Source organism: Variovorax sp. PEI5, assembly GCF_056679935.1.
In genome coordinates, this window is the sequence record NZ_CM155257.1 from 2,175,208 (window position 1) to 2,198,368 (window position 23,161).

21 protein-coding genes, 1 tRNA gene and 3 pseudogenes are annotated in these 23,161 nt (G+C 70.5%); 11 read left to right on the forward strand and 14 right to left on the reverse strand.

Annotation, left to right across the window (positions count from 1 at the left end):
- Positions 1–53: 53 nt before the first annotated feature.
- Positions 54–323 carry a 50S ribosomal protein L27 gene (gene rpmA, locus AC1MLT_RS10030; RefSeq protein ID WP_481032144.1) on the reverse strand — a complete coding sequence of 90 codons (270 nt, stop codon included), beginning with the start codon at positions 321–323 and terminating at the stop codon, positions 54–56.
- A 15-nt stretch (positions 324–338) separates the two neighbouring features.
- The gene (rplU, locus tag AC1MLT_RS10035) at positions 339–650 is read right to left on the reverse strand and encodes a 50S ribosomal protein L21 (RefSeq protein WP_429595909.1); all 312 of its coding nucleotides are present in this window, start codon (positions 648–650) and stop codon (positions 339–341) included.
- Positions 651–899: 249 nt separating this feature from the next.
- On the opposite strand from rplU, the gene AC1MLT_RS10040 reads away from it, so the two are divergent.
- Together AC1MLT_RS10040 and AC1MLT_RS10045 are read left to right on the forward strand one after the other, a co-directional pair.
- Positions 900–1,829, forward strand: a complete 930-nt coding sequence (locus tag AC1MLT_RS10040; protein WP_481034967.1) for a polyprenyl synthetase family protein — start codon at positions 900–902, stop codon at positions 1,827–1,829.
- Positions 1,830–1,878: 49 nt separating this feature from the next.
- Positions 1,879–1,955 (forward strand) — tRNA-Pro (locus AC1MLT_RS10045).
- Positions 1,956–2,001: 46 nt separating this feature from the next.
- On the opposite strand, the pseudogene AC1MLT_RS10050 reads toward AC1MLT_RS10045, so the two are convergent.
- The 7 genes and pseudogenes from AC1MLT_RS10050 to AC1MLT_RS10080 all read right to left on the reverse strand — a co-directional run.
- A pseudogene (locus tag AC1MLT_RS10050) lies at positions 2,002–4,776 on the reverse strand (hybrid sensor histidine kinase/response regulator); the annotation flags it as partial.
- A 177-nt stretch (positions 4,777–4,953) separates the two neighbouring features.
- Positions 4,954–5,952, reverse strand: a pseudogene (locus AC1MLT_RS10055) (Hpt domain-containing protein); the annotation flags it as partial.
- 239 nt (positions 5,953–6,191) lie between these two features.
- Positions 6,192–7,214: pseudogene (locus AC1MLT_RS10060) on the reverse strand (methyl-accepting chemotaxis protein); the annotation flags it as partial.
- A 450-nt stretch (positions 7,215–7,664) separates the two neighbouring features.
- Complete coding sequence (locus AC1MLT_RS10065) at positions 7,665–8,255, reverse strand: chemotaxis protein CheW (RefSeq protein ID WP_481032145.1); 591 nt, start codon at positions 8,253–8,255, stop codon at positions 7,665–7,667.
- Positions 8,256–8,316: 61 nt separating this feature from the next.
- Positions 8,317–8,682 (reverse strand): response regulator transcription factor, encoded by a 366-nt coding sequence (locus tag AC1MLT_RS10070; RefSeq protein ID WP_481032146.1) that lies wholly within the window; start codon positions 8,680–8,682, stop codon positions 8,317–8,319.
- Positions 8,682–9,083, reverse strand: coding sequence for a response regulator (locus AC1MLT_RS10075; protein WP_481032147.1), 402 nt, complete (start codon positions 9,081–9,083; stop codon positions 8,682–8,684). The genes AC1MLT_RS10070 and AC1MLT_RS10075 overlap by 1 nt, the downstream gene beginning before the upstream one ends.
- 83 nt (positions 9,084–9,166) lie before the next feature.
- Positions 9,167–9,337, reverse strand: coding sequence for a rubredoxin (locus tag AC1MLT_RS10080; protein ID WP_429595921.1), 171 nt, complete (start codon positions 9,335–9,337; stop codon positions 9,167–9,169).
- Between the two features lie 97 nt (positions 9,338–9,434).
- Here AC1MLT_RS10080 and thiD point away from each other — a divergent pair, with 97 nt between their 5' ends.
- Positions 9,435–10,427 (forward strand): bifunctional hydroxymethylpyrimidine kinase/phosphomethylpyrimidine kinase, encoded by a 993-nt coding sequence (gene thiD, locus AC1MLT_RS10085; protein WP_481032148.1) that lies wholly within the window; start codon positions 9,435–9,437, stop codon positions 10,425–10,427.
- 56 nt (positions 10,428–10,483) lie between these two features.
- The gene (gene hemL / locus AC1MLT_RS10090; protein ID WP_481032149.1) at positions 10,484–11,773 is read left to right on the forward strand and encodes a glutamate-1-semialdehyde 2,1-aminomutase; all 1,290 of its coding nucleotides are present in this window, start codon (positions 10,484–10,486) and stop codon (positions 11,771–11,773) included.
- Between the two features lie 46 nt (positions 11,774–11,819).
- Here the strand turns inward: hemL and AC1MLT_RS10095 are convergent, their stop codons facing one another.
- From AC1MLT_RS10095 to dusB, 4 genes are all read right to left on the reverse strand, one after another.
- Positions 11,820–11,951 carry a hypothetical protein gene (locus AC1MLT_RS10095; RefSeq protein WP_481032150.1) on the reverse strand — a complete coding sequence of 44 codons (132 nt, stop codon included), beginning with the start codon at positions 11,949–11,951 and terminating at the stop codon, positions 11,820–11,822.
- 5 nt (positions 11,952–11,956) lie between these two features.
- Entirely contained in the window at positions 11,957–13,555 is a 1,599-nt protein-coding gene (gene purH, locus AC1MLT_RS10100; RefSeq protein WP_481032151.1) for a bifunctional phosphoribosylaminoimidazolecarboxamide formyltransferase/IMP cyclohydrolase, read from the reverse strand.
- 141 nt (positions 13,556–13,696) lie between these two features.
- On the reverse strand, positions 13,697–13,933 hold the full coding sequence (locus AC1MLT_RS10105) for a Fis family transcriptional regulator (protein ID WP_429595936.1): 237 nt from the start codon (positions 13,931–13,933) through the stop codon (positions 13,697–13,699).
- A 64-nt stretch (positions 13,934–13,997) separates the two neighbouring features.
- Positions 13,998–15,068 (reverse strand): tRNA dihydrouridine synthase DusB, encoded by a 1,071-nt coding sequence (gene dusB, locus AC1MLT_RS10110; protein WP_481032152.1) that lies wholly within the window; start codon positions 15,066–15,068, stop codon positions 13,998–14,000.
- Between the two features lie 178 nt (positions 15,069–15,246).
- Between dusB and AC1MLT_RS10115 the strand changes: the two genes are divergently transcribed.
- The 7 genes from AC1MLT_RS10115 (at position 15,247) to rbsD (ending at position 21,977) form a co-directional block, all read left to right on the forward strand.
- Positions 15,247–15,717, forward strand: a complete 471-nt coding sequence (locus tag AC1MLT_RS10115; protein WP_481032153.1) for a YqaA family protein — start codon at positions 15,247–15,249, stop codon at positions 15,715–15,717.
- A gap of 188 nt (positions 15,718–15,905) precedes the next feature.
- Complete coding sequence (locus tag AC1MLT_RS10120) at positions 15,906–16,859, forward strand: substrate-binding domain-containing protein (RefSeq protein WP_481032154.1); 954 nt, start codon at positions 15,906–15,908, stop codon at positions 16,857–16,859.
- Positions 16,860–16,873: 14 nt separating this feature from the next.
- Positions 16,874–18,523, forward strand: coding sequence for a sugar ABC transporter ATP-binding protein (locus AC1MLT_RS10125; protein ID WP_481032155.1), 1,650 nt, complete (start codon positions 16,874–16,876; stop codon positions 18,521–18,523).
- Positions 18,520–19,539: an ABC transporter permease gene (locus tag AC1MLT_RS10130; protein ID WP_481032156.1), complete on the forward strand. Its 1,020-nt coding sequence runs from the start codon at positions 18,520–18,522 to the stop codon at positions 19,537–19,539. The genes AC1MLT_RS10125 and AC1MLT_RS10130 overlap by 4 nt, the downstream gene beginning before the upstream one ends.
- 10 nt (positions 19,540–19,549) lie before the next feature.
- Positions 19,550–20,626 (forward strand): LacI family DNA-binding transcriptional regulator, encoded by a 1,077-nt coding sequence (locus tag AC1MLT_RS10135; RefSeq protein WP_481032157.1) that lies wholly within the window; start codon positions 19,550–19,552, stop codon positions 20,624–20,626.
- Entirely contained in the window at positions 20,623–21,582 is a 960-nt protein-coding gene (gene rbsK / locus AC1MLT_RS10140) for a ribokinase (protein WP_481032158.1), read from the forward strand. Before AC1MLT_RS10135 ends, rbsK begins: the two co-directional genes overlap by 4 nt.
- Entirely contained in the window at positions 21,579–21,977 is a 399-nt protein-coding gene (rbsD, locus tag AC1MLT_RS10145) for a D-ribose pyranase (RefSeq protein ID WP_481032159.1), read from the forward strand. The genes rbsK and rbsD overlap by 4 nt, the downstream gene beginning before the upstream one ends.
- A 13-nt stretch (positions 21,978–21,990) precedes the next feature.
- On the opposite strand, the gene ychF is transcribed toward rbsD, so the two are convergent.
- Positions 21,991–23,082: a redox-regulated ATPase YchF gene (ychF, locus tag AC1MLT_RS10150; protein WP_481032160.1), complete on the reverse strand. Its 1,092-nt coding sequence runs from the start codon at positions 23,080–23,082 to the stop codon at positions 21,991–21,993.
- Positions 23,083–23,161: the final 79 nt, after the last annotated feature.

The window sequence follows — 23,161 nt, forward strand, 5'->3', positions numbered from 1 at the left end:
AACGAAAAAGCCCCGACGAGCGGGGCTTCGAACCGATCGGAACGGCAACGCGCTCAGGCTTGTGCAGCCGCCGGCGTCACGCTGATCGTGTGCTTGTTCAGCGCGCCCTTGAAGCCGAAGGACACGTGTCCGTCGACCAGGGCGAACAGCGTGTGGTCCTTGCCCACGCCGACGTTGGCGCCGGGGTGGAACTGGGTGCCACGCTGGCGCACGATGATCGAGCCAGCGCTGATCAGTTCGCCGCCGAACGCCTTGACGCCGAGCATCTTGGGCTTGGAATCGCGCCCGTTTCGCGTGGAGCCGCCGCCTTTTTTCTGTGCCATGGTGTGGGCTCCTGCTTAACCGGCGATCGCGCCGATTTGCAGTTCCGTGAACTGCTGGCGATGGCCTTGACGTTTCTGATAGTGCTTGCGACGGCGCATCTTGAAGATGTGCACCTTGTCGTGCAAGCCGTGGGACAGCACGGTGGCTGTGACCGTTGCGCCGGACACCAGGGGCGTGCCGATCTTGATGTCCGAGCCGTTGCCGACTGCGAGGATCTGATCGATCACGATTTCCTGGCCTACGTCCGCAGCAATCTGTTCTACTTTAATTTTTTCGCCGGCGGCAACGCGATACTGCTTGCCTCCGGTTTTTATGACCGCGTACATGTTGACCTCTTAGGGAAGATGGCTCCGCGGCGAATTCCGCAGAGCCCAAGATTCTAGCACGGCCCCTGTCACTGGAGCGACCCCATGGGATGGTCCGGGTGCTCGACGCACGGCGCTCTTTATAATCCGCGCGTTCCGGCCACACGCGCCGGCATCCCTCCTTCGCTGTACCCAGGCGCCCTCGTTTTGCCAGTTTCCGATACCGACAACTCCTCCACCGCCGCCATCCTGGGCCTCATCGCCGACGACATGGTGCAGGTCGATCGTGTGATCTCCGAACGGCTCGACACCGGAGTGCCACTGGTCAGCGAGGTGTCGCGCTACATCATCTCGGCCGGTGGCAAGCGCCTGCGCCCGGCGCTGCTGCTGCTCATGAGCGGCGCGCTCGGCTACACGGGAGCGCAGCGCTTCAACATCGCCGCCGTCGTTGAATTCATCCACACGGCATCGCTGCTGCACGACGACGTCGTCGACGAGTCGACCCTGCGCCGCGGGCGGCCCACGGCCAACGAGTCCTTCGGCAATCCGGCCAGCGTGCTGGTGGGCGACTTCCTGCATTCGCGCGCGTTCCAGATGATGGTCGACTGCAACGACATGCGCGTGATGCAGATCCTGGCCGACGCGACCAACGTGATCGCCGAGGGCGAAGTGCTCCAGCTGATGAACATGCACGACGCCTCGCTGAACGAGGAGGCCTATCTTCGCGTGATCCGCTCCAAGACGGCCAAGCTGTTCGAGGCCAGCACCCGCGTGGCCGCCGTGCTGGCCAAGGCGCCGGCGGAGATCGAGGAAGCCTGCGGCATCTACGGCCAGGCGCTCGGCACGGCCTTCCAGGTCATCGACGACGTGCTCGACTATGCCGGCGACGCCAGCGAGACCGGCAAGAACCTCGGCGACGACCTGCGCGAGGGCAAGACCACACTGCCGCTCATCCTGGCGATGCAGCGTGCCGATGCCGAAGCGGGCGCGCTCATCCGCAAGGCCATCGAGGCCGGCGACACGACACAGCTCGAACGCATCGTCGACATCGTCCGTGCCACTGGCGCGCTCGATGCCACGCGTGCCGCCGCCGCCGCCGAGGCGCAACGCGCGATCGATGCATTGATCGATCTGCCGCGGAATTCCTACACGCAAGGTTTGCTACAATTAGCGGCTCAGCTGCTTGAGCGCCGCGCCTGATCCATCTCCCATCCGGGAGTGCGATGCGGCCCTCTCGTCGAGACACCATCGGGGTGTAGCTTAGCCTGGTAGAGCGCTACGTTCGGGACGTAGAGGCCGGAGGTTCGAATCCTCTCACCCCGACCATCAACAATGAATGAAGCCCTGTCGGATCACTCCGACAGGGCTTTTTTCATGTCCGTCCCGATCCCGTGGTTTCGTGGCGGGAGGCACCGATGCTCCGGGATCCATCGGGTCGCATGGCCTCGGGCCCCGAGGCCATGGTGCCGTCCGCGTAGCCACGCACGAGCGCCAGCAGTTCCTCCTCGCCATAGGGCTTGCCGATGTAGTGGTTCACCCCCAGGCGCTGGGCATGCTCGCGATGCTTGGGCGCGATGCGCGAGGTGATCATGATGATCGGCAGTCCGGCGAGCGTCGCGTCCGCGCGGATCTGGCGCGCCAGATCGAAGCCATCCATGCGCGGCATCTCGATGTCGGAGAGCATGACGGCCGGGCGCTCCTGGCGCAGGATCTCCAGGGCCTGCAGGCCATCGGCGGCCAGCGCGACCCGGAAGCCCTCGCGCTGGAGCAGGCGCTGCGTCACGCGGCGCACGGTCAGCGAATCGTCCACCACCAGCACCAGGGGCGTGGTCGGCTGCGACGGGTCCTGGCCCTGACCGGGCACGGCCTGGTCGCCCGACTGCAGGCGCCAGGCGGCCTCGCCATGCACGTCGGCCAGCGCGACCGGGTTGTAGATCAGCGCCACGGCGCCCGAGGACAGCACCGACGCGGCCACCATGCCGGCGAGCCGCGAGAGTTGCGGGCCGAGGTTGCGCACGACGACATCCTGGTTGCCCTGCACCTCGTCGACATGCAGCGCCACGCGTCGCGCGGCGCTGCGCATGACGACGACGAAATGCGTGCGCACCGCGAACTGGTCGCTGCGCGCGGACGATTGCAGCAGCGCGCCGGCCCAGTAGAACGGTACCGACTCGCCTTCGAAGGCATGACGCCGCTCGGCATAGGCGGCGGCCAGGTCGTCGGCGCTGACGCGCTGCACGCGTTCGACCAGGTTCGACGGCACGCCGATGGTCGTGTCGCCGGCGCGCAGCATCACCACGTGGGTGACGGCGGTGGTCAGCGGCAGCACCAGCTTGAAGCACGTGCCCTGCCCCGGCGTGCTGTCGATCTCGATGCGCCCGCCCAGGGCCGCGACGCTGGTGCGCACCACGTCCATGCCGATGCCGCGTCCGGACAGCTCGGAGATCTGTCCGGCGGTGGAGAACCCGGGCGTGAAGATGAAATCGGCTGCCTGCCCGGTCGTGAGCCGGCCCTGGGCGCCGGCGAGGCCGAGCGAGCGAGCGCGCTCGGCGATGCGTTCCACGTCCAGGCCGCCGCCATCGTCGCGGAAGCTCACGGCCACGTCGTTGCCTTCCTGCTGCAGGTCGATGGCGATCAGGCCGGCCGGCGGCTTGCCGGCGCGCTCGCGCAGTCGGCCGTCCTCGATGCCATGGGCGACGCAGTTGCGCAGCAGATGCTCGAAGGCCGGCGTCATGCGTTCGAGGACGCCACGATCGATCTCGATCGAGCCGCCATGGATGTCCAGGCGCACCTGCTTGCCGCTGTCGCGCGAAGCCTGCCGCACGACGCCATAGAGCCGCTCGGCGATGCTCTCGAAATCGACCATGCGCGTGCGCAGCAGGTCGCGCTGCAGTTCGCGCGTCTGGCGCGCCTGCGAGCCCAGGGCGTCCTCGCTGCCCTGCAGGCTCTTCTGCAGGGCGCGCTGCACGGTGGCCACGTCGTCGACCGACTCCGCCATCATCCGCGTCAGTTCCTGCACCCGCGTGAAGCGGTCGAACTCGAGCGGGTCGAAGCCCTGCTGGGAGTCCTTGGCCTGGGCCAGGCGCGACTGCATCTGGCTCTCGGCCTGGAGTTCGACATCGCGCAGCTGCTGACGCAGCCGATCCAGGTTGCCCGTGAGCTCCCCGAGCGACAGGCGCATCTGCGCCAGGCCGGTGACCAGCCGGGAGCGCGTCACCACCACCTCGCCGGCCTGGGCGACCATGCGGTCGAGCAGCTGGGTGCGGATGCGCACGGTCTGGCTGGCCGCGGCGTGCGGGGACGCCGCCTCCGTGGCACTGTCGACCGGTGCGTCGACCCCCTCGGCGGGAGCGCCGCCACCGCCGGCGCGCAGCTGGTCCAGCGCCGACTGCAGCGCATCGAAGCGCTCGAACAGTTCCTCGATCGCCGCCGGCCCGGCCACGCGCTTCTGCCGGACGGCGAGTTCGATGGCCGATTCCATGCGATGCGCGCGCTCGCCCAGGCGCATCGCGCCGGCGAGCCGGGCACCGCCCTTGAGCGTGTGCAGCGTGCGCAGCGCGGAGGCGCGGGGCCCGTCGGCGCCCGGCTGCCGCGCCCATTCGCGCAAGGCGCCGCCGAGCTGGTGCAGCAGTTCCACGGCCTCCTCCTCGAACACCGGAAACAGGTCGGCATCGACCGCATCCGTGGTGTCGAAGGCATCCTCGCCCGGCAGCAGCGGCACCACCGCGCGCGCCGGCGGCGCCTGCGCCAGGACGTCGCCCAGCGCCCGCAGCGTCGCCGGTGCGGGCGCGTCGACGAAGCCGGCGGCGAACCGGTCCAGCAGGCGACGCAGTTCGTCGACCCCGGCGACCACGGCCGCGTCCTGCACCGCCGTGCCGCGTCCCTGGCGCCGCAACTGCTGCAGCACGCGCTCGACGAGACGCGCCAATTCCGACAGGTCGCTCAGGCCGATGGTGGCCGAGCTGCCGATGAGCGCATGCGCGAGGCCGATGGTCGAAGGCGCCACGGGCTGGCGCGGATCGCCGGCCCAGGCGGCGATCTCGGCGACCAGTTCGTTCGACCAGCCGTCGGCCTCGGCCAGATAGACGTCGTGGAGGCGCCGGTCGATGCGCAGGGGTCCGACCACCCGGATGTCGTCGTCGACAGCGGTCTCGACCCGCGACCGCGACGGGCGTTCGCGCGCGGCGCGACGCGGCGTCGCCAGCGCATCGTTCGCGGACGCGTCCGCGCTGTCTCCCTTCAAGGCGTCGGCCGCCCGCCGGAACGGTTCCGAGCGCCAGTCCTGCGCCCGTTGCGCCTCGATGGCGTCGATCCACTGAGCGAATTCCCGCAGGGCCGCGCGGATGGCGTCGAGCAGTTCCGGCGTCGCCGGGCGCTGGTCGGCCAGCCAGGTGTTGAGCAGTTGCTCGAAGGCCGCCGCCGCTTCGCCCAGCGCCGTCAGCGCGACCATGCGCGCGCTGCCCTTGAGCGTGTGGAAGGCCCGGCGCAGCGCGGTCATGCGCGCGGTGTCGGCGGCCTCGGCGGCCAGGGCGGCGACGGCGTCGCCGGCCTGGCGCAGCACCCCGCGCGCCTCGTCCAGGAAGATGGCGCGGAGTTCGGCCTCCTCGTCGTCCTCGACGGCGTCGGCCCGGTCGCCGGTCGTCACGGCGTCACCGCGTCCGGAACCGGCGCCGTCGCCACCGCTCGATGGGGCCGGTGAAGCCGTGGCGGCGACCGGAGTCGTCGCCGGTGGCGCCCGCAGCTCGCCCGTGGCGGCATCGAAGACGAAGGCACGCCGCGCCAGTTCCGGCTGGTAGCCGAGCATGTCCACCAGCAGGCCGAGCGCATCCAGGCTGGCGCCCAGCGCATCGACATCCTGCGGCCGCGGGTCGTCCTGCGCCGCCTCGGCCGTCAGCAGGCGCCGGACGTCGTCGTGCATGCGCCGCGCGGCCCGCGCGCCATCGACCAGGCCGAGCACCGACAGCGCATCGCCCAGGTCGCGCAGCTGCGCCACCACGGCATGCAATGGCGTCCGGGTCTCGGGCCGGCGGTAGAAGCGGTCGAGTCCGCGCCCGATGTCGTCGAGCCGTTCGCGCAGTTCCGCCAGCGCCGGCGCGCCGACCTCGGCGAAGCGCTCGAACAGCGCGAAATGATCGAGGGCGGGCGCGGCGCGGTCCGTGGCCAGCGCTTCCAGGTGCTCGACCAGCAGTCGCCCCGTGCGCTCGATGGCCTCGAGGCCGGCACCGGCGGCCGGCGAGCCGGGTGCTTCGACGCGGTCGATCCAGGCGCGGGCGGCGATTTCCATCGCGGCGACGACGCGGGCCGGCTCCGGCTGCTCGACCATGGTCAGCACGCCGCCGGCCTGGCGCAGGGCCCGCAGCGCCTCCGTCTGCTCGCCGGCCTTGCTGCCAGGAGTCCCGGGGCGCAGCGCAGCGACGACGCCGTCGAGCGCGGCGCGGATCTCGTCGAGCACCCAGCCGAGCGACTCCCGCAGGATGGCGGCCGGGTCGCGGGGACCAGCGGAGGCGGACGGCTGCCGCGACGGGTCTTGGGTCGAATCCACCACCTGAGGCGCTCCCGGCTTCACGCGATCTTGAAGCGCGCGACCGACAGGCGCAGCTCCTCGGCCATGTGGGAGAGTTCGCGCACCTGCTTGGCGGTGGTGCGCGTGCCGTCGCCGGTCTGCTCGGTGACGGCGAAGATGTGCTGGATGTTGGCCGCCACGACGTTGGCCGATGCCGCCTCGTGCGATGCCGAGCGGGTGATCTGCTCGATCAGCTCGGCCAGGCGGCGCGAGACGCGATCGATCTCCGACAGCGCCGTGCCGGCATGGTCGGACAGGCGGGCGCCCTCGACCACGCCCTGCGTGGAGCGCTCCATGGCGCCGACGGCGTCCTGCGTGTCGGTCTGGATGGCACGCACCAGCGCGGCGATCTGGCGCGTGGCGTCGGCCGAGCGTTCGGCCAGGCGCTGCACCTCCTCCGCCACCACCGAGAAGCCGCGCCCGGCCTCGCCGGCCGATGCCGCCTGGATCGCGGCATTCAGGGCGAGCACGTTGGTCTGTTCGGTGATGTCGGAGATCAGCTCGGTGATCTCGCCGATCTCCTGCGACGACTCGCCCAGGCGCTTCAGGCGCTTGGCGGTGTCCTGGATCTGGTCGCGGATCGCGTTCATGCCGCCGATCGCGTCCTCCACCGCGCGCAGGCCGGTCGAGGCGGCCTGCAGCGACTGGCGCGCCACCGTCGCCGATTCCTGCGACTGCGATGCCACCTCGTTGATGCGCTCGGCCATCGTCAGCACCGCCTGGCCGGTCTCGCGGATCTCGCGCAGCTGCTCGGTCGAGGCGGCCAGCAGCTCGGTCGAGGTGCTCTCCACCTGCGAGGTGGTCTCGGCGACGCGGCCGGCCGTGTTCTGCACGTTGCTCACCAGCAGGCGCAGTTCCTCGACGGTGTAGTTGACCGAATCGGCGATGGCGCCGGTGATGTCCTCGGTGACGGTCGCCTGCTGGGTGAGGTCGCCCTCGGCCACCATCTGCAATTCGTTCATGAGGCGCAGGATGGCCGCCTGGTTGGCGGCGTTGACGCGGCTGGCCTCCTCGCCCAGGCGCTCGGCCTCGGAGCGGGTGCGCTCGGTGGTGGCGACGCGTTCACGTCCGGCGCGCGCCTGGGCGAAGCCGGCGACGGCGGCCATCGCCAGCGCCGCCAGCGGCAGCAGGCCCAGGCCGGCGACGGTGGCCAGGTCCAGTCCGGTGCGCGCCGCATGCAGCAGCAGGAAGCCGGTGACCACCAGCAGCAGCGCCACGGCGATGGCCAGGGCGATGGCGAACGGACTGCGCGCGCGCGCCGCGGCGATCTCGGGCCGGGCGTCCTTGCGCTCGGTCGCCGTGGTGTCGGCGTGCATGATGCCCGCCGACAGGATCGGGTCGCCGGCGCTGTCGGTCGCATGAGACGCGGCGGCGGCGGCGGCGTCCGGCGCCGGCGGCTGGGCGGGTGGATGGGAGAGCACGGGATCGGTCGTCGGGTTCACGGTCGGTTCCTTCGGGGACGCGGTCGGTCGTCAGGCGGGTCGGGTGCCGACGTTCAGGAATCGGGGATGGCGCGCGAGCGCCTGCAGGTCCAGGGCCTGCCAGTGCGTGCCGGCCGCGTCGACGAAACGCCGGGCGTGCCAGGCCGGCACGATGCCCGGCTCGGCGGCCGGTTCGGCCCCGGCCTCGGGTACGTGCACGGGCTCGAACAGCTCCCTGCTGCGCAGGCCGAGCACGCGATCGACCTGCAGCGCGCAGTTGACGTCGAAGCGCGCGTGCAGCGCGACCAGGCGCGTGGGCGCGGGCGCCGGGGCTTCGGCCGACCGGCGCATGGCGGCGACGTCGTCGGGATCGGCGTCGGCGGCGACGAAGGCCTCCAGGCGCACCACGCCATAGAGCCCCCCGCGCAGGTTGGCCACTCCCAGGAACCACGCCACGGTGTGCGGCACCGGCTGCGGCAGCGTCCAGGGAAAGATCTCGCCGGTGTCGCCCAGCGCCAGCAGGTAGTGCTGCTGCCCGGCCTCGACGGCCAGCCAGGCGGCGGCGATCTCGCGCGGATCGGCGCCCGGCGCGGGCGTGGCGGCGGGGACGTGGAAGGCGCTGGACGTGTCGCTGGGAACCATGGGCGGGCGGTGGGGAATTCGGGTGGGGTGATGTGGATCGGCGGTCCGGGCGGCGGCGGCCTCAGCCCAGGGCGGCGATCTTGGCCAGCAGGATCGCCGGATCGACCGGCTTGACGATGAAATCGCGCGCTCCCTGGCGCAGTCCCCAGATGCGGTCGGTCTCCTGGTTCTTGCTGGTGCACAGGATGATCGGCACCCCGGCATAGAGCGGATCGCGCGCGAGCGAGCGCGCCAGCTGGAAGCCGTTGCGTCCGGGCATGACGACGTCCAGCAGGATCAGGTCGGGCTGCCGCTGCGCCAGGCAGCCCATGGCGTCGTCGGCGCTGTCGGCCGTCCGCACCGAGAAGCCATGACTCTGGAGCAGGCGGGCGAGCGACAGCGACTCGGTCTTCGAGTCGTCGACGACGAGCACCTCGCGGATCGGCATCAGGCCTCCGGGCCGGCAGGTTCGCCGGTCAGGCGCCGCACCGCATCGAGCAGCTGCTCGCCGGTGAAGGGCTTGACGAGATGCTCGCCACTCCCGTCCATCCGGTCGCGCTGGTCCTCGAAGGCACTCTCGCTGGCCGACAGCAGCACCACCGGCAGGGTGCGGAAGCGCGGATGGCGCCGCACGATGGCGCAGGTGCGCCAGCCGTCCAGGCGCGGCATCTGGAGATCGCAGAAGACGATGTCGGGCCGCTCGCTCGCCACCAGGGCGAGACCCTCGAAGCCGTCGGCGGCCAGCAGCACCTCGCAGCCGCCCTGCGCGAGAAGGATCTCGGCGCTGCGCCGGACGGTGTGGCTGTCGTCGATGACCAGCACCCGCCTGCGCGATCCGTTCGTGCCCATCGTCCGACTCCTTGGTTATCAGAACCAACGCCGGCCGCCGCGCATCCCATCGGGAACCCGGACCGCCGGCGCTGTGCCATGCTTCAGATCTCGACCATCTCGAAATCTTCCTTGCGCGCACCGCATTCAGGACATGTCCAGTTCATCGGCACGTCGGCCCAGGCCGTGTTGGGCGCAATACCATCCTCGGGCACGCCGGCCGACTCGTCATAGATCCATCCACAGATCAGACACATCCAGGTTTTCGTATTCATCGCTACTCAAAGTCCGTATTCTAAAAATGCAACCCATGTATTCAATCGCATCCAGGCTTGCGGCATATCGTTTTCGAGAATCACCTTTGGAAGGCGAATGAAAAACCAATTACTACCAGCAAGTGACAGCGCCGCAGGGTCCGCGGATCTTAACGATCCCCCTGGCGACGACCCCGAAATCGTCGATGGCGTGGAAGTCGAGCTCGACCTCGATCCACCCTGCGTCATGGTCTTCAACGCGAGCGACCCGAGCGGCGCCGGCGGCCTCAATGGCGACGCCCTGGCGATCGCCTCGGTCGGCGCGCACATGCTGCCGGTCGTGACCGGCGCCTACGCGCGCGACACGGCGGAGATCTTCGACCACTTCGCGTTCGACGAGGAAGCCGTGGCCGAGCAGGCGCGTGCCATCCTGGAGGACGTCGAGGTGCAGCTCATCAAGATCGGCTTCGCCGGTTCGCCGGAGAACCTGGCCAGCATCGCCGGCATCGCCACCGACTATCCCGACACGCCCGTCGTCGCCTACATGCCCAACCTCTCGTGGTGGGACGAGAACCGCATCGAGGCCTACCTCGACGCCTTCCGCGAACTGGTGCTGCCGCAGACCACCGTGCTGGTGGGCAACCACAGCACCCTGCGGCGCTGGCTGCTGCCCGACTGGGCCGGCGAGCGGCCGCCCACGGCGCGCGACATCGCCCGCGCCGCCGGCGAGCAGGGCACGCCCTTCACGCTGGTCACTGGCATCGTCCTGCCCGATCAGTATTTCGACAACGTGCTGGCGTCGCCCCAGGCGGTGCTGACCAACGAGAAGTACGAGCGCCTGGAAGCCGTGTTCACCGGCGCCGGCGACACGCTGTCGGCCGCGCTCGCGGCACTGCTGGCGAGCGGCACCGACCTGGTCGCCGCCACCGGCGAGGCCCTGAGCTACATGGACCGCTGCCTCGACGCGGGCTTCCGGCCCGGCATGGGTCACGTGCTGCCCGACCGCCTGTTCTGGGCCCAGCCCGAGGACGAGGACGACGACGAGGAGGACGGCGGCAGTCCACCCGAGCCCTCCGACTTCGGCCTGCCGCCGCACGACACCCGCCACTGAAAGCGCTGGCGCCCTCCTCGATCCCCGATCACCCGATCCCCCGTTCCCGAGTCCCCATGGCCCACACCGATACCAACGACATCCTCTTCGAGCGCGCCCGCGCCGTGATCCCCGGCGGCGTGAATTCGCCCGTGCGCGCCTTCCGCGCGGTGGGCGGCACGCCGCGCTTCGTGCAGCGCGCCCACGGCGCCTACTTCTGGGACGCGAACGACAAGCGCTACATCGACTACATCGGCTCCTGGGGTCCGATGATCCTGGGACATGGCCATCCGGCGGTGGTCGAGGCGGTGCAGAAGGCCGTGCTCGACGGCTTCTCGTTCGGCGCCCCGACCGAGCGCGAGATCGAGCTGGCCGAGGCGATCCTGGGGCTGGTGCCGTCGATGGAGATGGTGCGGCTGGTCAGCTCCGGCACCGAGGCGGCGATGAGCGCCCTGCGGCTGGCGCGCGGCGCCACCGGGCGCAAGATGATCGTCAAGTTCGAGGGCTGCTACCACGGCCACGCCGACGCGCTGCTGGTGAAGGCCGGCTCCGGCCTGGCGACCTTCGGCAACCCGACCTCGGCCGGCGTGCCACCCGAGGTCGTGCAGCACACGCTGGTGCTCGAGTACAACAACCTCGAGCAGCTGGAGGAGGCCTTCGCGCTGCATGGCGCCGACATCGCCTGCCTGATGATCGAGGCCATCGCGGGCAACATGAACTTCATCCGCGCCACGCCCGAGTTCGCGCGGCGCTGCCGCGAGCTGTGCACCCGGCATGGCGCGCTGCTGGTGTTCGACGAGGTCATGACGGGCTTCCGCGTCGGCCTGCACGGCGCCCAGGGGGTGCTGGGCGTGACGCCCGACCTCACGGTGCTGGGCAAGGTCATCGGCGGCGGCATGCCGCTGGCGGCCTTCGGCGGCCCGCGCGCGATCATGGAGCTGCTCGCACCGCTCGGGCCGGTCTACCAGGCCGGCACGCTGTCGGGCAATCCGGTGGCGACGGCCTGCGGCCTGGCGACGCTCAAGGAGATCGCCCGTCCCGGTTTCTACGAGGCGCTGTCGGCGCGCACCCGCTCGCTGGTCGATGGCCTGACGGCGGCCGCGGCGGCCGAGGGCGTGCCGTTCTGCGCCGACAGCGAAGGCGGCATGTTCGGCTTCTTCCTGATGGACGCCCTGCCGCAGAACTACGCCACCGTCATGACCACCGACAACGCGCGGTTCAACACCCTGTTCCACGGCCTGCTCGACCGCGGCGTCTACATCGCGCCAGCGCTCTACGAAGCCGGCTTCGTGAGCTCGGCGCACACCGGCGAGGACATCGCGGCGACCGTCGAGGCCGCGCGCGAGATCTTCCGCACGCTGGACTGAACCGGACGTCCGGGCATCCAGGCGTCCGGATGCCCGGACGGCGGCGCTAGCCGCCCATCAGGCGCCAGCCGATGTTGAGCATGCCGGCCATCACCATCGCCATGACGATGACGATGAGCCAGGCCACCCAGCGGGGCCGGGGCGTGTCGAGGTCCTCGCGCTCGGGTTTCGGGGCCATCGGGTTCAATGCCGGAAGTGGCGCACGCCGGAGAGCACCATCACCACGCCGCGCTCGTCGGCCGCGTCGATCACCTCCTGGTCGCGCATCGAGCCGCCTGGCTGGATGACGCAGCTGGCACCGGCATCGACCACCACGTCCAGGCCATCGCGGAACGGGAAGAAGGCATCGCTCGCGACCGCCGTGTCCTTCAGCGAGAGACCGGCATGCTCGGCCTTGATGCTGGCGATGCGCGCCGAATCGAGCCGGCTCATCTGGCCCGCGCCGACGCCCATCGTCATGCCGCCGGCGCAGAACACGATGGCGTTGCTCTTGACGTACTTGGCGACCTTCCAGGCGAACAGCAGGTCCTGCAGCTGCTCGGGCGTCGGCTGGCGCTTGCTCACGACCTTGAGCTCGCTCTCGGCCAGCACGCGGTTGTCGGCCGTCTGCATCAGCAGACCGGAGCCGACGCGCTTGACGTCCATGGCGTTGCGGCCGTTGTCCCAGTCGGAGGCGCCGAGCGCGGGCAGCGCGATCTCCAGCACGCGCACATTGGCCTTGGCCTTGAACACGGCGAGCGCCTCGGGTGTGAAGGCGGGCGCCATCAGCACCTCGACGAACTGCTTGCTCACGGCCTGCGCGGCGGCCGCGTCGACCGGCCGGTTGAAGGCGATGATGCCGCCGAAGGCCGAGGTCGGATCGGTCCTGAAGGCCTTGCCATAGGCTTCCAGCGCATCGGCTCCGATGGCCACGCCGCACGGATTGGCGTGCTTGACGATGACGCAGGCCGGCACGTCGAAGCTCTTGACGCACTCCCAGGCGGCATCGGCGTCGGCGATGTTGTTGTAGCTCAGTTCCTTGCCCTGCAGCTGCCGGGCGGTGACCAGCGAGCCGGGCGCCGGATGCAGGTCGCGATAGAACGCGGCCTGCTGGTGCGGGTTCTCGCCATAGCGCAGGTCCTGCAGCTTGACGAAGCGGCCGTTGGACTGCGCCGGGAACGCCGCGCGCACCGGCGCGGCCTGGCCGGCGCTGGCCTCGAAGTCGATCGCCGAGAGGTAGTCGCTGATGGCGCCGTCGTAGTCGGCGATGCGGTTGAAGGCGGCCACGGAGAAACCGAACTTGGTGCGCTCGCTCAGGCGGCCGTCGGCCTTCAGCTCGGCCAGGGCGGTGGCGTATTGCGAGGCATCGGTCAGCACGCCGACGTCCTTCCAGTTCTTGGCGGCGCTGCGCACCATGGCCGGGCCGCCGATGTCGATGTTCTCGATCGCGTCCTCCAGCGTGCAGCCGGGCCGGGCGACGGTGGCCTCGAACGGATAGAGATTCACCACCAGCAGGTCGATGGTGTCGATGCCGTGCGCCTCGATGGCGGCGACGTGGGCCGGCAGGTCGCGCCGCGCCAGCAGGCCGCCATGGATCTTGGGATGCAGGGTCTTCACGCGGCCGTCGAGCATCTCGGGGAAGCCGGTGTGGTCGGCCACCTCGGTGACGGGCAGACCGGCATCGGCCAGCAGCTTCGCGGTCCCGCCGGTCGACAGGAGCTTGATGCCCAGCCCGTGCAGCGCCTGGGCGAATTCGAGAATGCCGGTCTTGTCGGAGACGGAGAGGAGTGCGGTCGATGCCATGAAGGGAAGTTCTCGGTTGATGCGATGGAAATGGGGGGCACGAAGGCCAGGGCTGCCGCAGAACCGGCTCTGCCGGGCCGCCGGCAGCGCCCCCTGCAAGGGGGTGGGCGAAGCGACACGCAGTGCGCGCAGCCTGGGGGCTTACTTGATTAATTTGTGGTCGACGAGCTTCTTGCGCAGCGTGTTGCGGTTGAGTCCGAGCCATTGCGCGGCGCGCGACTGGTTGCCTTCGGCGCGCGCCATGACGACCTCCAGCAGGGGTTTCTCCACCACCCGCACCAGCATGTCGTACATGCCGTCGGGTTCGATCCCGTGGAGATCGCGGAAATAGATTTCGAGGCTGTTCCTGACGCACTCGTCGATGTTCTTCTTGCTCATGTGCTCGAGGCCTGTTGTTGGTTCTGTCGTTGTGGTCGGCCCGGTCGGCCGCCGCCCACGACGCTCACTGCGTGGCCGCGGTGGCGGCCTCCTCGTCCGGATCGGTGTCGTCGGCATCCGGTGTCGCGATGTCGCGATGGACCGGGATGCGTTCCATGCGGCGCGCCAGCGTCTCGAAATAATCCGACACCGCCTGCCACTGCGCCTCGCAATCCTCGATGGCGTTCATGGTGGCGCGGAAGTCCTCGCCGCCGGGCAATGCGCGCACGTACCAGCCGATGTGCTTGCGCGCGGTGCGCACGCCGCTGTAGTCGCCATAGAGCGCGTAGTGCTCGCGCAGGTGGTCCAGCAGCAGGCGGCGCACCTCGGCGACGAGCGGCGGCGCAAGGTGCGTGCCGGTCGCGAGGAAATGCGCGATCTCGCGGAAGATCCAGGGCCGACCCTGCGCCGCGCGGCCGATCATCACGGCATCGGCGCCGGTCGCGGCCAGCACGTCGCGCGCCTTCTCGGGCGTCGTGATGTCGCCGTTGGCCACCACCGGCACCCGCACGGCGGCCTTGACGGCGGCGATGGTGTCGTATTCGGCGCTGCCCTTGTAGCCCTGCTCGCGCGTGCGACCATGCACGGTGAGCATCTGCACGCCGGCGGCCTCGAAGTCGCGCGCCAGCTTGACGGCGTTGCGGTGATCGGCGCTCCAGCCGGTGCGCATCTTGAGCGTCACCGGCACGCCGTGCGGGGCGGCGGCGTCGACCACGGCCCGCACGATCTCCAGCGCCAGCGGCTCGTCGCGCATCAGCGCCGAGCCGGCCCACTTGTTGCAGACCTTCTTGGCCGGACAACCCATGTTGATGTCGATGATCTGGGCGCCGCGCTCGATGTTGTAGCGCGCCGCGTCGGCCATCATGTCGGCGTCGGTGCCGGCGATCTGCACCGAGATCGGACCGGGCTCGCCGGCGTGGTCGGCCCGCCGCGAGGTCTTGAGCGTGTGCCAGAGATCGCGGCGCGACGTCACCATCTCGCTGACCGCGTAGCCCGCGCCGAGCGATCGGCACAGGCTGCGGAACGGCCGGTCCGTGACGCCCGCCATGGGCGCGACGAAAAGACGGTTCTCCAGCGCGATGGTGCCGATCTGCATGGTGGGAGGAAGAGGAAAGCGAGCGGGTCGCTGCTGAAAAATGAGGCACGATTCTAACGAGTTCACATTCCGGAGAGTGAAATGATTTGTGCCCCACGGCCTCGGTCGCGCCGCTCCCCGGCAAGCGGCGCGCCCTCCGACGCGGGCGCGGTGGAGGCGTTCCTATACTGCGGCGCACATGCAAGCCTGGCTCGACTCCCTCTTGGCGCTGCTGGCGCTGCCTGAATATGGACTTTCCACCGTCTTCATCGCCGCCTTCGTGTCGGCGACGCTGGTCCCGGTGGGCTCGGAGCCGATCCTCTTCGGCCTCCTCAAGCTCAATCCGGACATGCTGTGGTCGGCCATCGCCATCGCCACCCTGGGCAACACGCTCGGCGGCATGGTGACCTGGTGGATGGGCTATGGCGCCCACCAGGTGGCCGACAAGTACTCCCATTCGAAGCATCACGTGCGCGTGCTCGGCTGGCTCGAGCGGCTCGGCCCCAAGGCCTGTCTGCTGAGCTGGCTGCCGCTGGTGGGTGATCCGCTGTGCGCCGTGGCCGGCTGGCTGAAGATGCCGTTCTGGCGCTGCACCGGCTACATGGCGATCGGCAAGCTGGCGCGCTATGTGACGATGACATTCGCGCTGCTCTACATGTTTCCCGAGTGAGTCCGGACTCCCGCGCGGAGTCCCGTTTTCTCGCGCCACCCGGGTCTCGACCCCCTCCCCGATACCCTGCGGACCTCGCATCCCTCAGGGTAAATGCCGACGCGCAAACGTTTGCGCAAACGTTTGCCTTACTTAGAATCGCCGTCCCGGCCGGTCGCGCCGGTCATTCAATCCCTGACGGAGACGCCATGCCAATCACCCGCCGCACCTTTCGCCATGCCATCGCCCTGACCGTGCTGGGCACCATCGCCGGCTCGCCCGCGCTCGCCCAGGACAAGCCCAAGGTCGCCCTGGTCATGAAATCGCTCGCCAACGAGTTCTTCCGCACCATGGAGGATGGCGCCAAGGCGCATCAGAAGGCCCATGCCGGCGACTACACGCTGGTGGCCAACGGCATCAAGGACGAGACCGACACGGCCGCGCAGATCAAGATGGTCGAGCAGATGGTGGCGCAGCGCATCAACGCGCTCGTCATCGCCCCGGCCGATTCGAAGGCGCTGGTGCCGGTGGTCAAGGCGGCGATCGACAAGGGCATCCTGGTGGTCAACATCGACAACCAGTTCGATGCCGCCGCGCTCAAGGAGAAGAACATCGTCGTGCCCTTCGTCGGCCCGGACAACCGCGCCGGCGCCAAGCTGGTGGGCGACTACCTGGCCAAGGACCTGAAGGCGGGCGACAAGGTCGGCATCATCGAAGGCGTCTCGACCACCTTCAACGCGCAGCAGCGCACCCTGGGCTACCAGGACGCCATGAAGGCCGCCGGCATCACGGTGGTGGGCGTGCAGTCGGGCCAGTGGGAGATCGACAAGGGCAACACGGTGGCCGCCGGCATGCTGCGCGAGCATCCCGACCTGAAGGCGCTGCTGGCGGGCAACGACAGCATGGCGCTGGGCGCGGTCGCGGCGGTCAAGGCGGCCGGCAAGACCGGCAAGGTCCAGGTCGTGGGCTACGACAACATCAACGCCATCAAGCCGATGCTCAAGGACGGCCGCGTGCTCGCCACCGCCGACCAGTTCGCCGCCAAGCAGGCCGTCTTCGGCATCGAGACCGCGCTCAAGGCGATCGCCGAGAAGAAGCCGCAGTCGGCCATGCCCGCGACGGTCAAGACCGACGTGGTGCTGGTCACCAAGGACGCCAAGTAAGGCCTCCGCGGACCATGCCCTCGCACGTCTTCGCCCCTTCCCCGGCCGCCGTCGGCGGGTCCGGCACCGCCACGCCGGTGCTCTCGATCGACAGGGTCGGCAAGGACTACGCGGCGCCGGTGCTCGACGCGGTCACGCTCGACCTGCGCGCGGGCGAGGTGCTGGCGCTCACCGGCGAGAACGGCGCGGGCAAGAGCACGCTGTCGAAGATCGTCTGCGGCCTGGTGCAGGCCACGCGCGGCCAGATGCGGCTCGACGGCCGGCCCTTCGCGCCCGGCTCGCGGCGCGATGCCGAGCGCCAGGGCGTGCGCATGGTGATGCAGGAACTCGGCCTGGTGTCGACCCTGTCGGTGGCCGAGAACCTGCTGCTCGACCGGCTGCCCCACAACGGCGGCTGGCTGCGCCGCAAGGAACTCCACGCCCGCGCCGCCACGCAGCTCGCCAAGATCGGCATGCAGGGCATCGACCCCGGCACGCTGGTCGCCACCCTGGGCATCGGCCAGCAGCAGATGGTGGAGATCGCGCGCAACCTGCAGGACGACACGCGCGTGCTGGTGCTCGACGAGCCGACCGCCATGCTGACGCCGCGCGAGACCACGCACCTGTTCGCGCAGATCGAGCGGCTCAAGTCCCGCGGCGTCGCGATCGTCTATGTCTCGCACCGGCTGGAGGAACTCCAGCGCATCGCCGACCGGGTCGCGGTGCTGCGCGACGGCCGCCTGGTCGACGTGCGGCCGATGGCCGGCGTGCGCGAATCGGAGCTGGTCGAGCGCATGGTCGGACGCGCCGTGCACGAACACGAGGGCCGGCCGCGCCGTGTCGCCGGACCGGTGCTGATGCGCGCGCACGGCATCGGCCGCGCGAACGCGGTGCGCGACGTCGACCTCTCATTGCACGCCGGCGAGGTCATGGGCCTGGCCGGCCTCGTCGGCTCGGGCCGCACGGAGCTGGTGCGCCTGCTGTTCGGCGCCGACCGGGCCGACCGGGGCGCGATCACGCTGCATGCGGCCGGTGCCGCCGACGTCGCGCAGCGCGTGACGCCGAACTGGCGCTCGCCGCTGCAGGCGATCCGCGCCGGCATCGGCCTCGTGACCGAGGACCGCAAGTCGCAGGGCCTGCTGCTGGCGCAGTCGATCCGCGTCAACACCACGCTGAGCGACCTGCGCGCCGTCGCGCGCGCCGGCTGGCTGCGTCCGGCGCTGGAGCGCGGCATCGCCCAGCGGCTGGTCGAGCGGCTGCGCGTGCGCTCGCACAGCATCGAGCAGCCGGTCTCCACGCTGAGCGGCGGTAACCAGCAGAAGGTGGTGTTCGCGCGCTGGCTGCATCGCGAATGCCGCGTCCTGCTGCTCGACGAGCCCACGCGCGGCGTCGACGTCGGCGCGCGCGCCGACCTCTATGCCGAGATCGACCGCATGACCGATGCCGGCAAGGCCGTGCTGATGGTGTCGAGCGACCTGCGCGAACTCATGGCGATGTGCGATCGCATCGGCGTGATGAGCGCCGGCCGCCTGGTAGCGGTGTTTGAGCGCGGCGCCTGGACCGAGCAGTCGCTGCTGGCCGCGGCCTTCAGCGATGCCGCGCCGACCACGGCCGCCGCCGCCCCGGTGTCCGATGTTTCCCCCGTGCCGACGCCCTCGGCCGTCACCCCCTCCCAGACGCCATGACGACGACCGCCCCGCCCCATCCCTCGCCCGACACCGCCGGCGCCACGCCGGCCCGGCGCTCCGCGCTGCGCGGCCAGCTCGGCACCTACCTCGGCCTGGCCGCCGTGCTGATCGGCATGATCGCCCTGTTCGGCAGCCTGAGCGACTACTTCCTCACGCGCGAGACCTTCATCACCATCGCCAACGAGATCCCGGCGCTGGCCGTGATGGCGGTGGGCATGACCTTCGTGCTGGTGATCGCCGGCATCGACCTGTCGGTCGGCTCGGTCCTGGCGCTCAGCGCCGCGGCGACGGCCGCCGCGATCCTGCAGCTGAAGTGGAGCGTGCCGGCCGCCGCCGCGCTCGGGCTGGCCACCGGCCTGGCCTGCGGCGCCGTCACCGGCGCCGTCTCGGTGGCCTGGCGGCTGCCATCCTTCATCGTCTCGCTGGGCATGCTCGAGGCGGTGCGCGGCGGCGCCTACCTGGTGACCGACTCGCGCACGCAGTACGTGGGCGATGCCATCTCCGGCCTGGCCGCGCCCTGGATCGGCGGCATCTCGGTGGCCTTCGTGCTGGCGGTGGCGCTGGTCGTGATCGGCCAGGCGGTGCTCACGCGCACGGTCTTCGGCCGCCATGTCGTGGGCATCGGCACCAACGAGGAAGCGATGCGCCTGGCGGGCGTGGACCCGCGGCCGATCCGCATCATCGTGTTCGCGCTGACCGGCCTGCTCGCCGGACTCGCCGGCCTGATGCAGTCGGCCCGGCTGGAGGCGGCCGACCCGAACGCGGGCGTGGGCATCGAACTGCAGGTGATCGCGGCCGTGGTCATCGGCGGCACCAGCCTGATGGGCGGTCGCGGCTCGGTGGTCAACACCTTCTTCGGCGTGCTGATCATCGCGGTGCTCGAAGCCGGCCTGGCGCAGGTCGGCGCCAGCGAGCCGAGCAAGCGGATCATCACCGGCGCGGTCATCGTGGTGGCCGTGATCATCGACACGCTGCGCCAGCGCCGCGCCGACCGCCGCGCCGGCGGCCACTGACCGGCGGGCCATGGCCACCATCAGGGACGTCGCATCGCGCGCGGGGGTGTCGGTCACCACCGTGTCGCATGTGGTCAACACCACCCGCCCGGTCAGCGCGGCGGTGCGCGCCCGGGTGGACGAGGCGATCCGGACGCTGGGCTACGTGCCCAGCGCCGTGGCGCGCAGCCTCAAGAGCAACACCACCCGCACGCTGGGCATGCTGATCCCCAACAGCTCGAACCCGTATTTCGCCGAGATCGTGCGGGCGGTCGAGGATCGCTGCTTCGCCAGCGGCTATGCGCTGATCCTGTGCAACACCGACGACGCGCCCAAGCGCCAGAGCGTCTACCTGACGGTGCTGGCCGAACGCCGCATCGATGGCCTGATCGTGGTGTCCACCGGCGACGACGATGCCCTCGTGGCCCAGCTCCACGGCCTGAAGATGCCCACCGTGCTGCTCGACCGCGAGATCGGCGATCCCGGCTGCGACATGGTCGAGACCGCGCACAGGGAAGGCGCCCTGCTCGCCGTGCGGCACCTGCTGGCGCTGGGCCACCGGCGCATCGCCTGCATCGCCGGGCCGGCCCACGTGATCGCCGGCGAGCAACGCGTGGAAGGCTGGCGCGAGGCGCTGGCCGCGGCTGGCGTCGCGCCGTCGGCGATCCCGCCGCTGCGGCGCGGCGGCTTCACCAGCCAGGGCGGCTACGAGGCGATGCGCGCCATCCTGGACGACGAGCCCGACGCGATGCGGCGGCCCTCGGCGGTCTTCGTCTGCAACGACCTCATGGCCATCGGCGCCTTGCGCGCCGCGCACGAACGCGCGGTGCGCGTGCCCGAGGACCTCTCGCTCGTCGGCTTCGACGACATCGAACTCGCGGCCTACACCAGCCCGCCGCTGACCACCGTGGCGCAACCCAAGGAGCGCATCGGCGCCCTGGCGGTCGACCTGCTGATCGAGCGCCTGAGCGGCCGACGGCACGAGGCGCGCAAGGTGATGCTGCAGCCCGAACTGCGCGTGCGCGCCTCCACCGCGACCGCGCGCCACGCGGCGGCGGCCAGGGCGGCCGCGCGGACTTCCTCCCCGACCTCCTCCCGCACATCGTGACCCTTCCGACTCCCTCCGCCGACACGCCGCGCATCGTGGTCCTCGGCAGCCTCAACATGGACCTGGTGCTGCGCGTGCCGCACGCGCCAGCGGCCGGCGAGACCCTGCAGGGCCGCTCGATCCACCACATCCCCGGCGGCAAGGGCGGCAACCAGGCCGTCGGCTGCGCGCGCCAGGGCGCCCACGTGCGGCTGGTGGGCTGCGTGGGCGACGACGGCGACGGCCGCGCGCTGCGCGAGGCGCTGACGCGCGACGGCATCGACACCACGGCCGTCGCCATCGACGCCACCGAGCCCACCGGCACCGCGCTGGTGATGGTCGACGATGCCGGGCAGAACCGGATCGTCGTCGTGGCCGGCGCGAACGCCCGGGTGGTGGTCGACGAGGACGCGCTCGCCCGAGCGCTGAGCGACGCGGATTTCCTGATCGCCCAGTTCGAGACGCCGATCGCGCAGGTCGAGCGCGCGCTCCACGCGGCCCGGCGCGGCGGCTGCAAGGTGCTGCTCAATCCGTCGCCGGCGCAACCCGTCGACATCGCCTGGTGGCCGCTGATCGACACGCTGGTGGTCAACGAGGTCGAGGCCGCCATGCTCAGCGGCCTGGCCGCCGATTCCCCCGGAGAGGCCGCCGCCGCCGGACGGGCGCTGCGGCGGCTGGGCGTGGCGCGCGTGGTCGTGACGCTGGGCTCGCGCGGCGCCGTGGCCATCGACGCCAATGGCGCGCGCCATCACACGGCCCCGAAGGTCACCGCCGTCGACACCACCGCCGCTGGCGACACCTTCCTGGGCGCGCTGGCCGTGGCGCTGGCGCGCGACGACGCCGACTTCGATGCCGCCGTGCGCCTGGGCATCCGCGCCGGCGCGCTGTGCGTCACGCGGCCCGGGGCGCAGCCTTCCATCCCGTGGCGCGACGACGTGCTGCGCGGTCCCCTACCCCCCGACTGGATCGTCCTGTGAAACGCACCGCCCTCCTCCACGCCGAACTCTCCCGCACCATCGCCGCACTCGGCCATGGCGACATGGTCGTGATCGGCGATGCCGGCCTGCCGGTGCCCGACGGACCGCTGCGCATCGACCTGGCACTGACGCCGGGCATCCCGCGCGTCGCCGACGTGCTGCGCGTGGTGCTGACGGAGATGCAGGTGGAACGCGCCGTGATCGCGCGCGAGGCGCTCGACGCCACCGGCGGCGCGCTGCCGGCGTGGTGCGAGGGCCAGCTCGGCACCCTGGTGCCCGAGACCCTGCCGCACGACGAGTTCAAGCGCCTGAGCGCGCGCGCCAAGGCGGTCGTCCGCACGGGCGAATGCTCGCCCTACGCCAACATCGTGCTGATCGCCGGCGTGACCTTCTGAGCGGGGCGACCGCTCAGGAACTGAACAGGAAGTTCATCACGTCGCCATCCTTGACGACGTACTCCTTGCCTTCGGCGCGCATCTTGCCGGCGTCCTTGGCACCCTGCTCACCCTTGAAGGCGACGAAGTCGGCATAGGCGATGGTCTGGGCGCGGATGTAGCCCTTCTCGAAATCGGTGTGGATCACGCCGGCCGCCTGCGGACCGGTGTCACCGACGTGGATGGTCCAGGCGCGCACCTCCTTCACGCCGGCGGTGAAGTAGGTCTGCAGGCCCAGGAGCCGGTAGGCCGCGCGGATCAGGCGGTTCAGGCCGGGTTCCTCCTGGCCGATCTCGGCCAGGAACATCGCCTTGTCCTCGTCGTCCATCTCCGAGAGTTCGGCCTCGATCTTGGCGCAGATCGCCACCACGGGCGCGTTCTGCCGGGTGGCGTACTCGGTCAGGCGATCGAGGAAGGGGTTGTTCTCGAAGCCGTCCTCGGCCACGTTGGCGACGAACATCGCCGGCTTGGCCGTGATCAGCGTGAACGACCGGACCAGCGGCTGCTCCTCCTTGGTGAAGGAGAGCGCCCGCACCGGCGTGTTCTCGTTGAGTGCCGCCTGGCAGCGCTCGAGCAGGCCGACCAGCTTCTGCGCCTCCTTGTCGCCCGAGCGGGCCACCTTGGTGTGGCGGTGCAATGCCTTCTCGACCGTGGCCAGGTCGGCCAGGCAGAGCTCGGTCTGGATCACCTCGATGTCGGAGATCGGGTCGACCTTGCCGGCGACGTGGATCACGTTGTCGTCCTCGAAGCAGCGCACCACGTTGACCGTGGCGTCGGTCTCGCGGATGTGGGCGAGGAACTTGTTGCCCAGGCCCTCGCCGGTGCTGGCGCCGGCCACCAGGCCGGCGATGTCGACGAATTCGACGATCGCCGGCACGATGCGCTCGGGCTGGACGATCTCGCTCAGCGCCGCGAGCCGCGGATCGGGCACTTCGACCACGCCGACGTTCGGCTCGATGGTGCAGAACGGATAGTTCTCCGCCGCGATGCCGGCCTTGGTCAGCGCGTTGAACAGGGTTGATTTACCGACGTTGGGCAGGCCGACGATGCCGCACTTCAAGCTCATGGATGTCCTCTGGAATCAACCGGCGATTTTAGGGCGCGGGTGGACGCCGCCGCCGCCCGGTCGCCGAAACCCCTCGCCG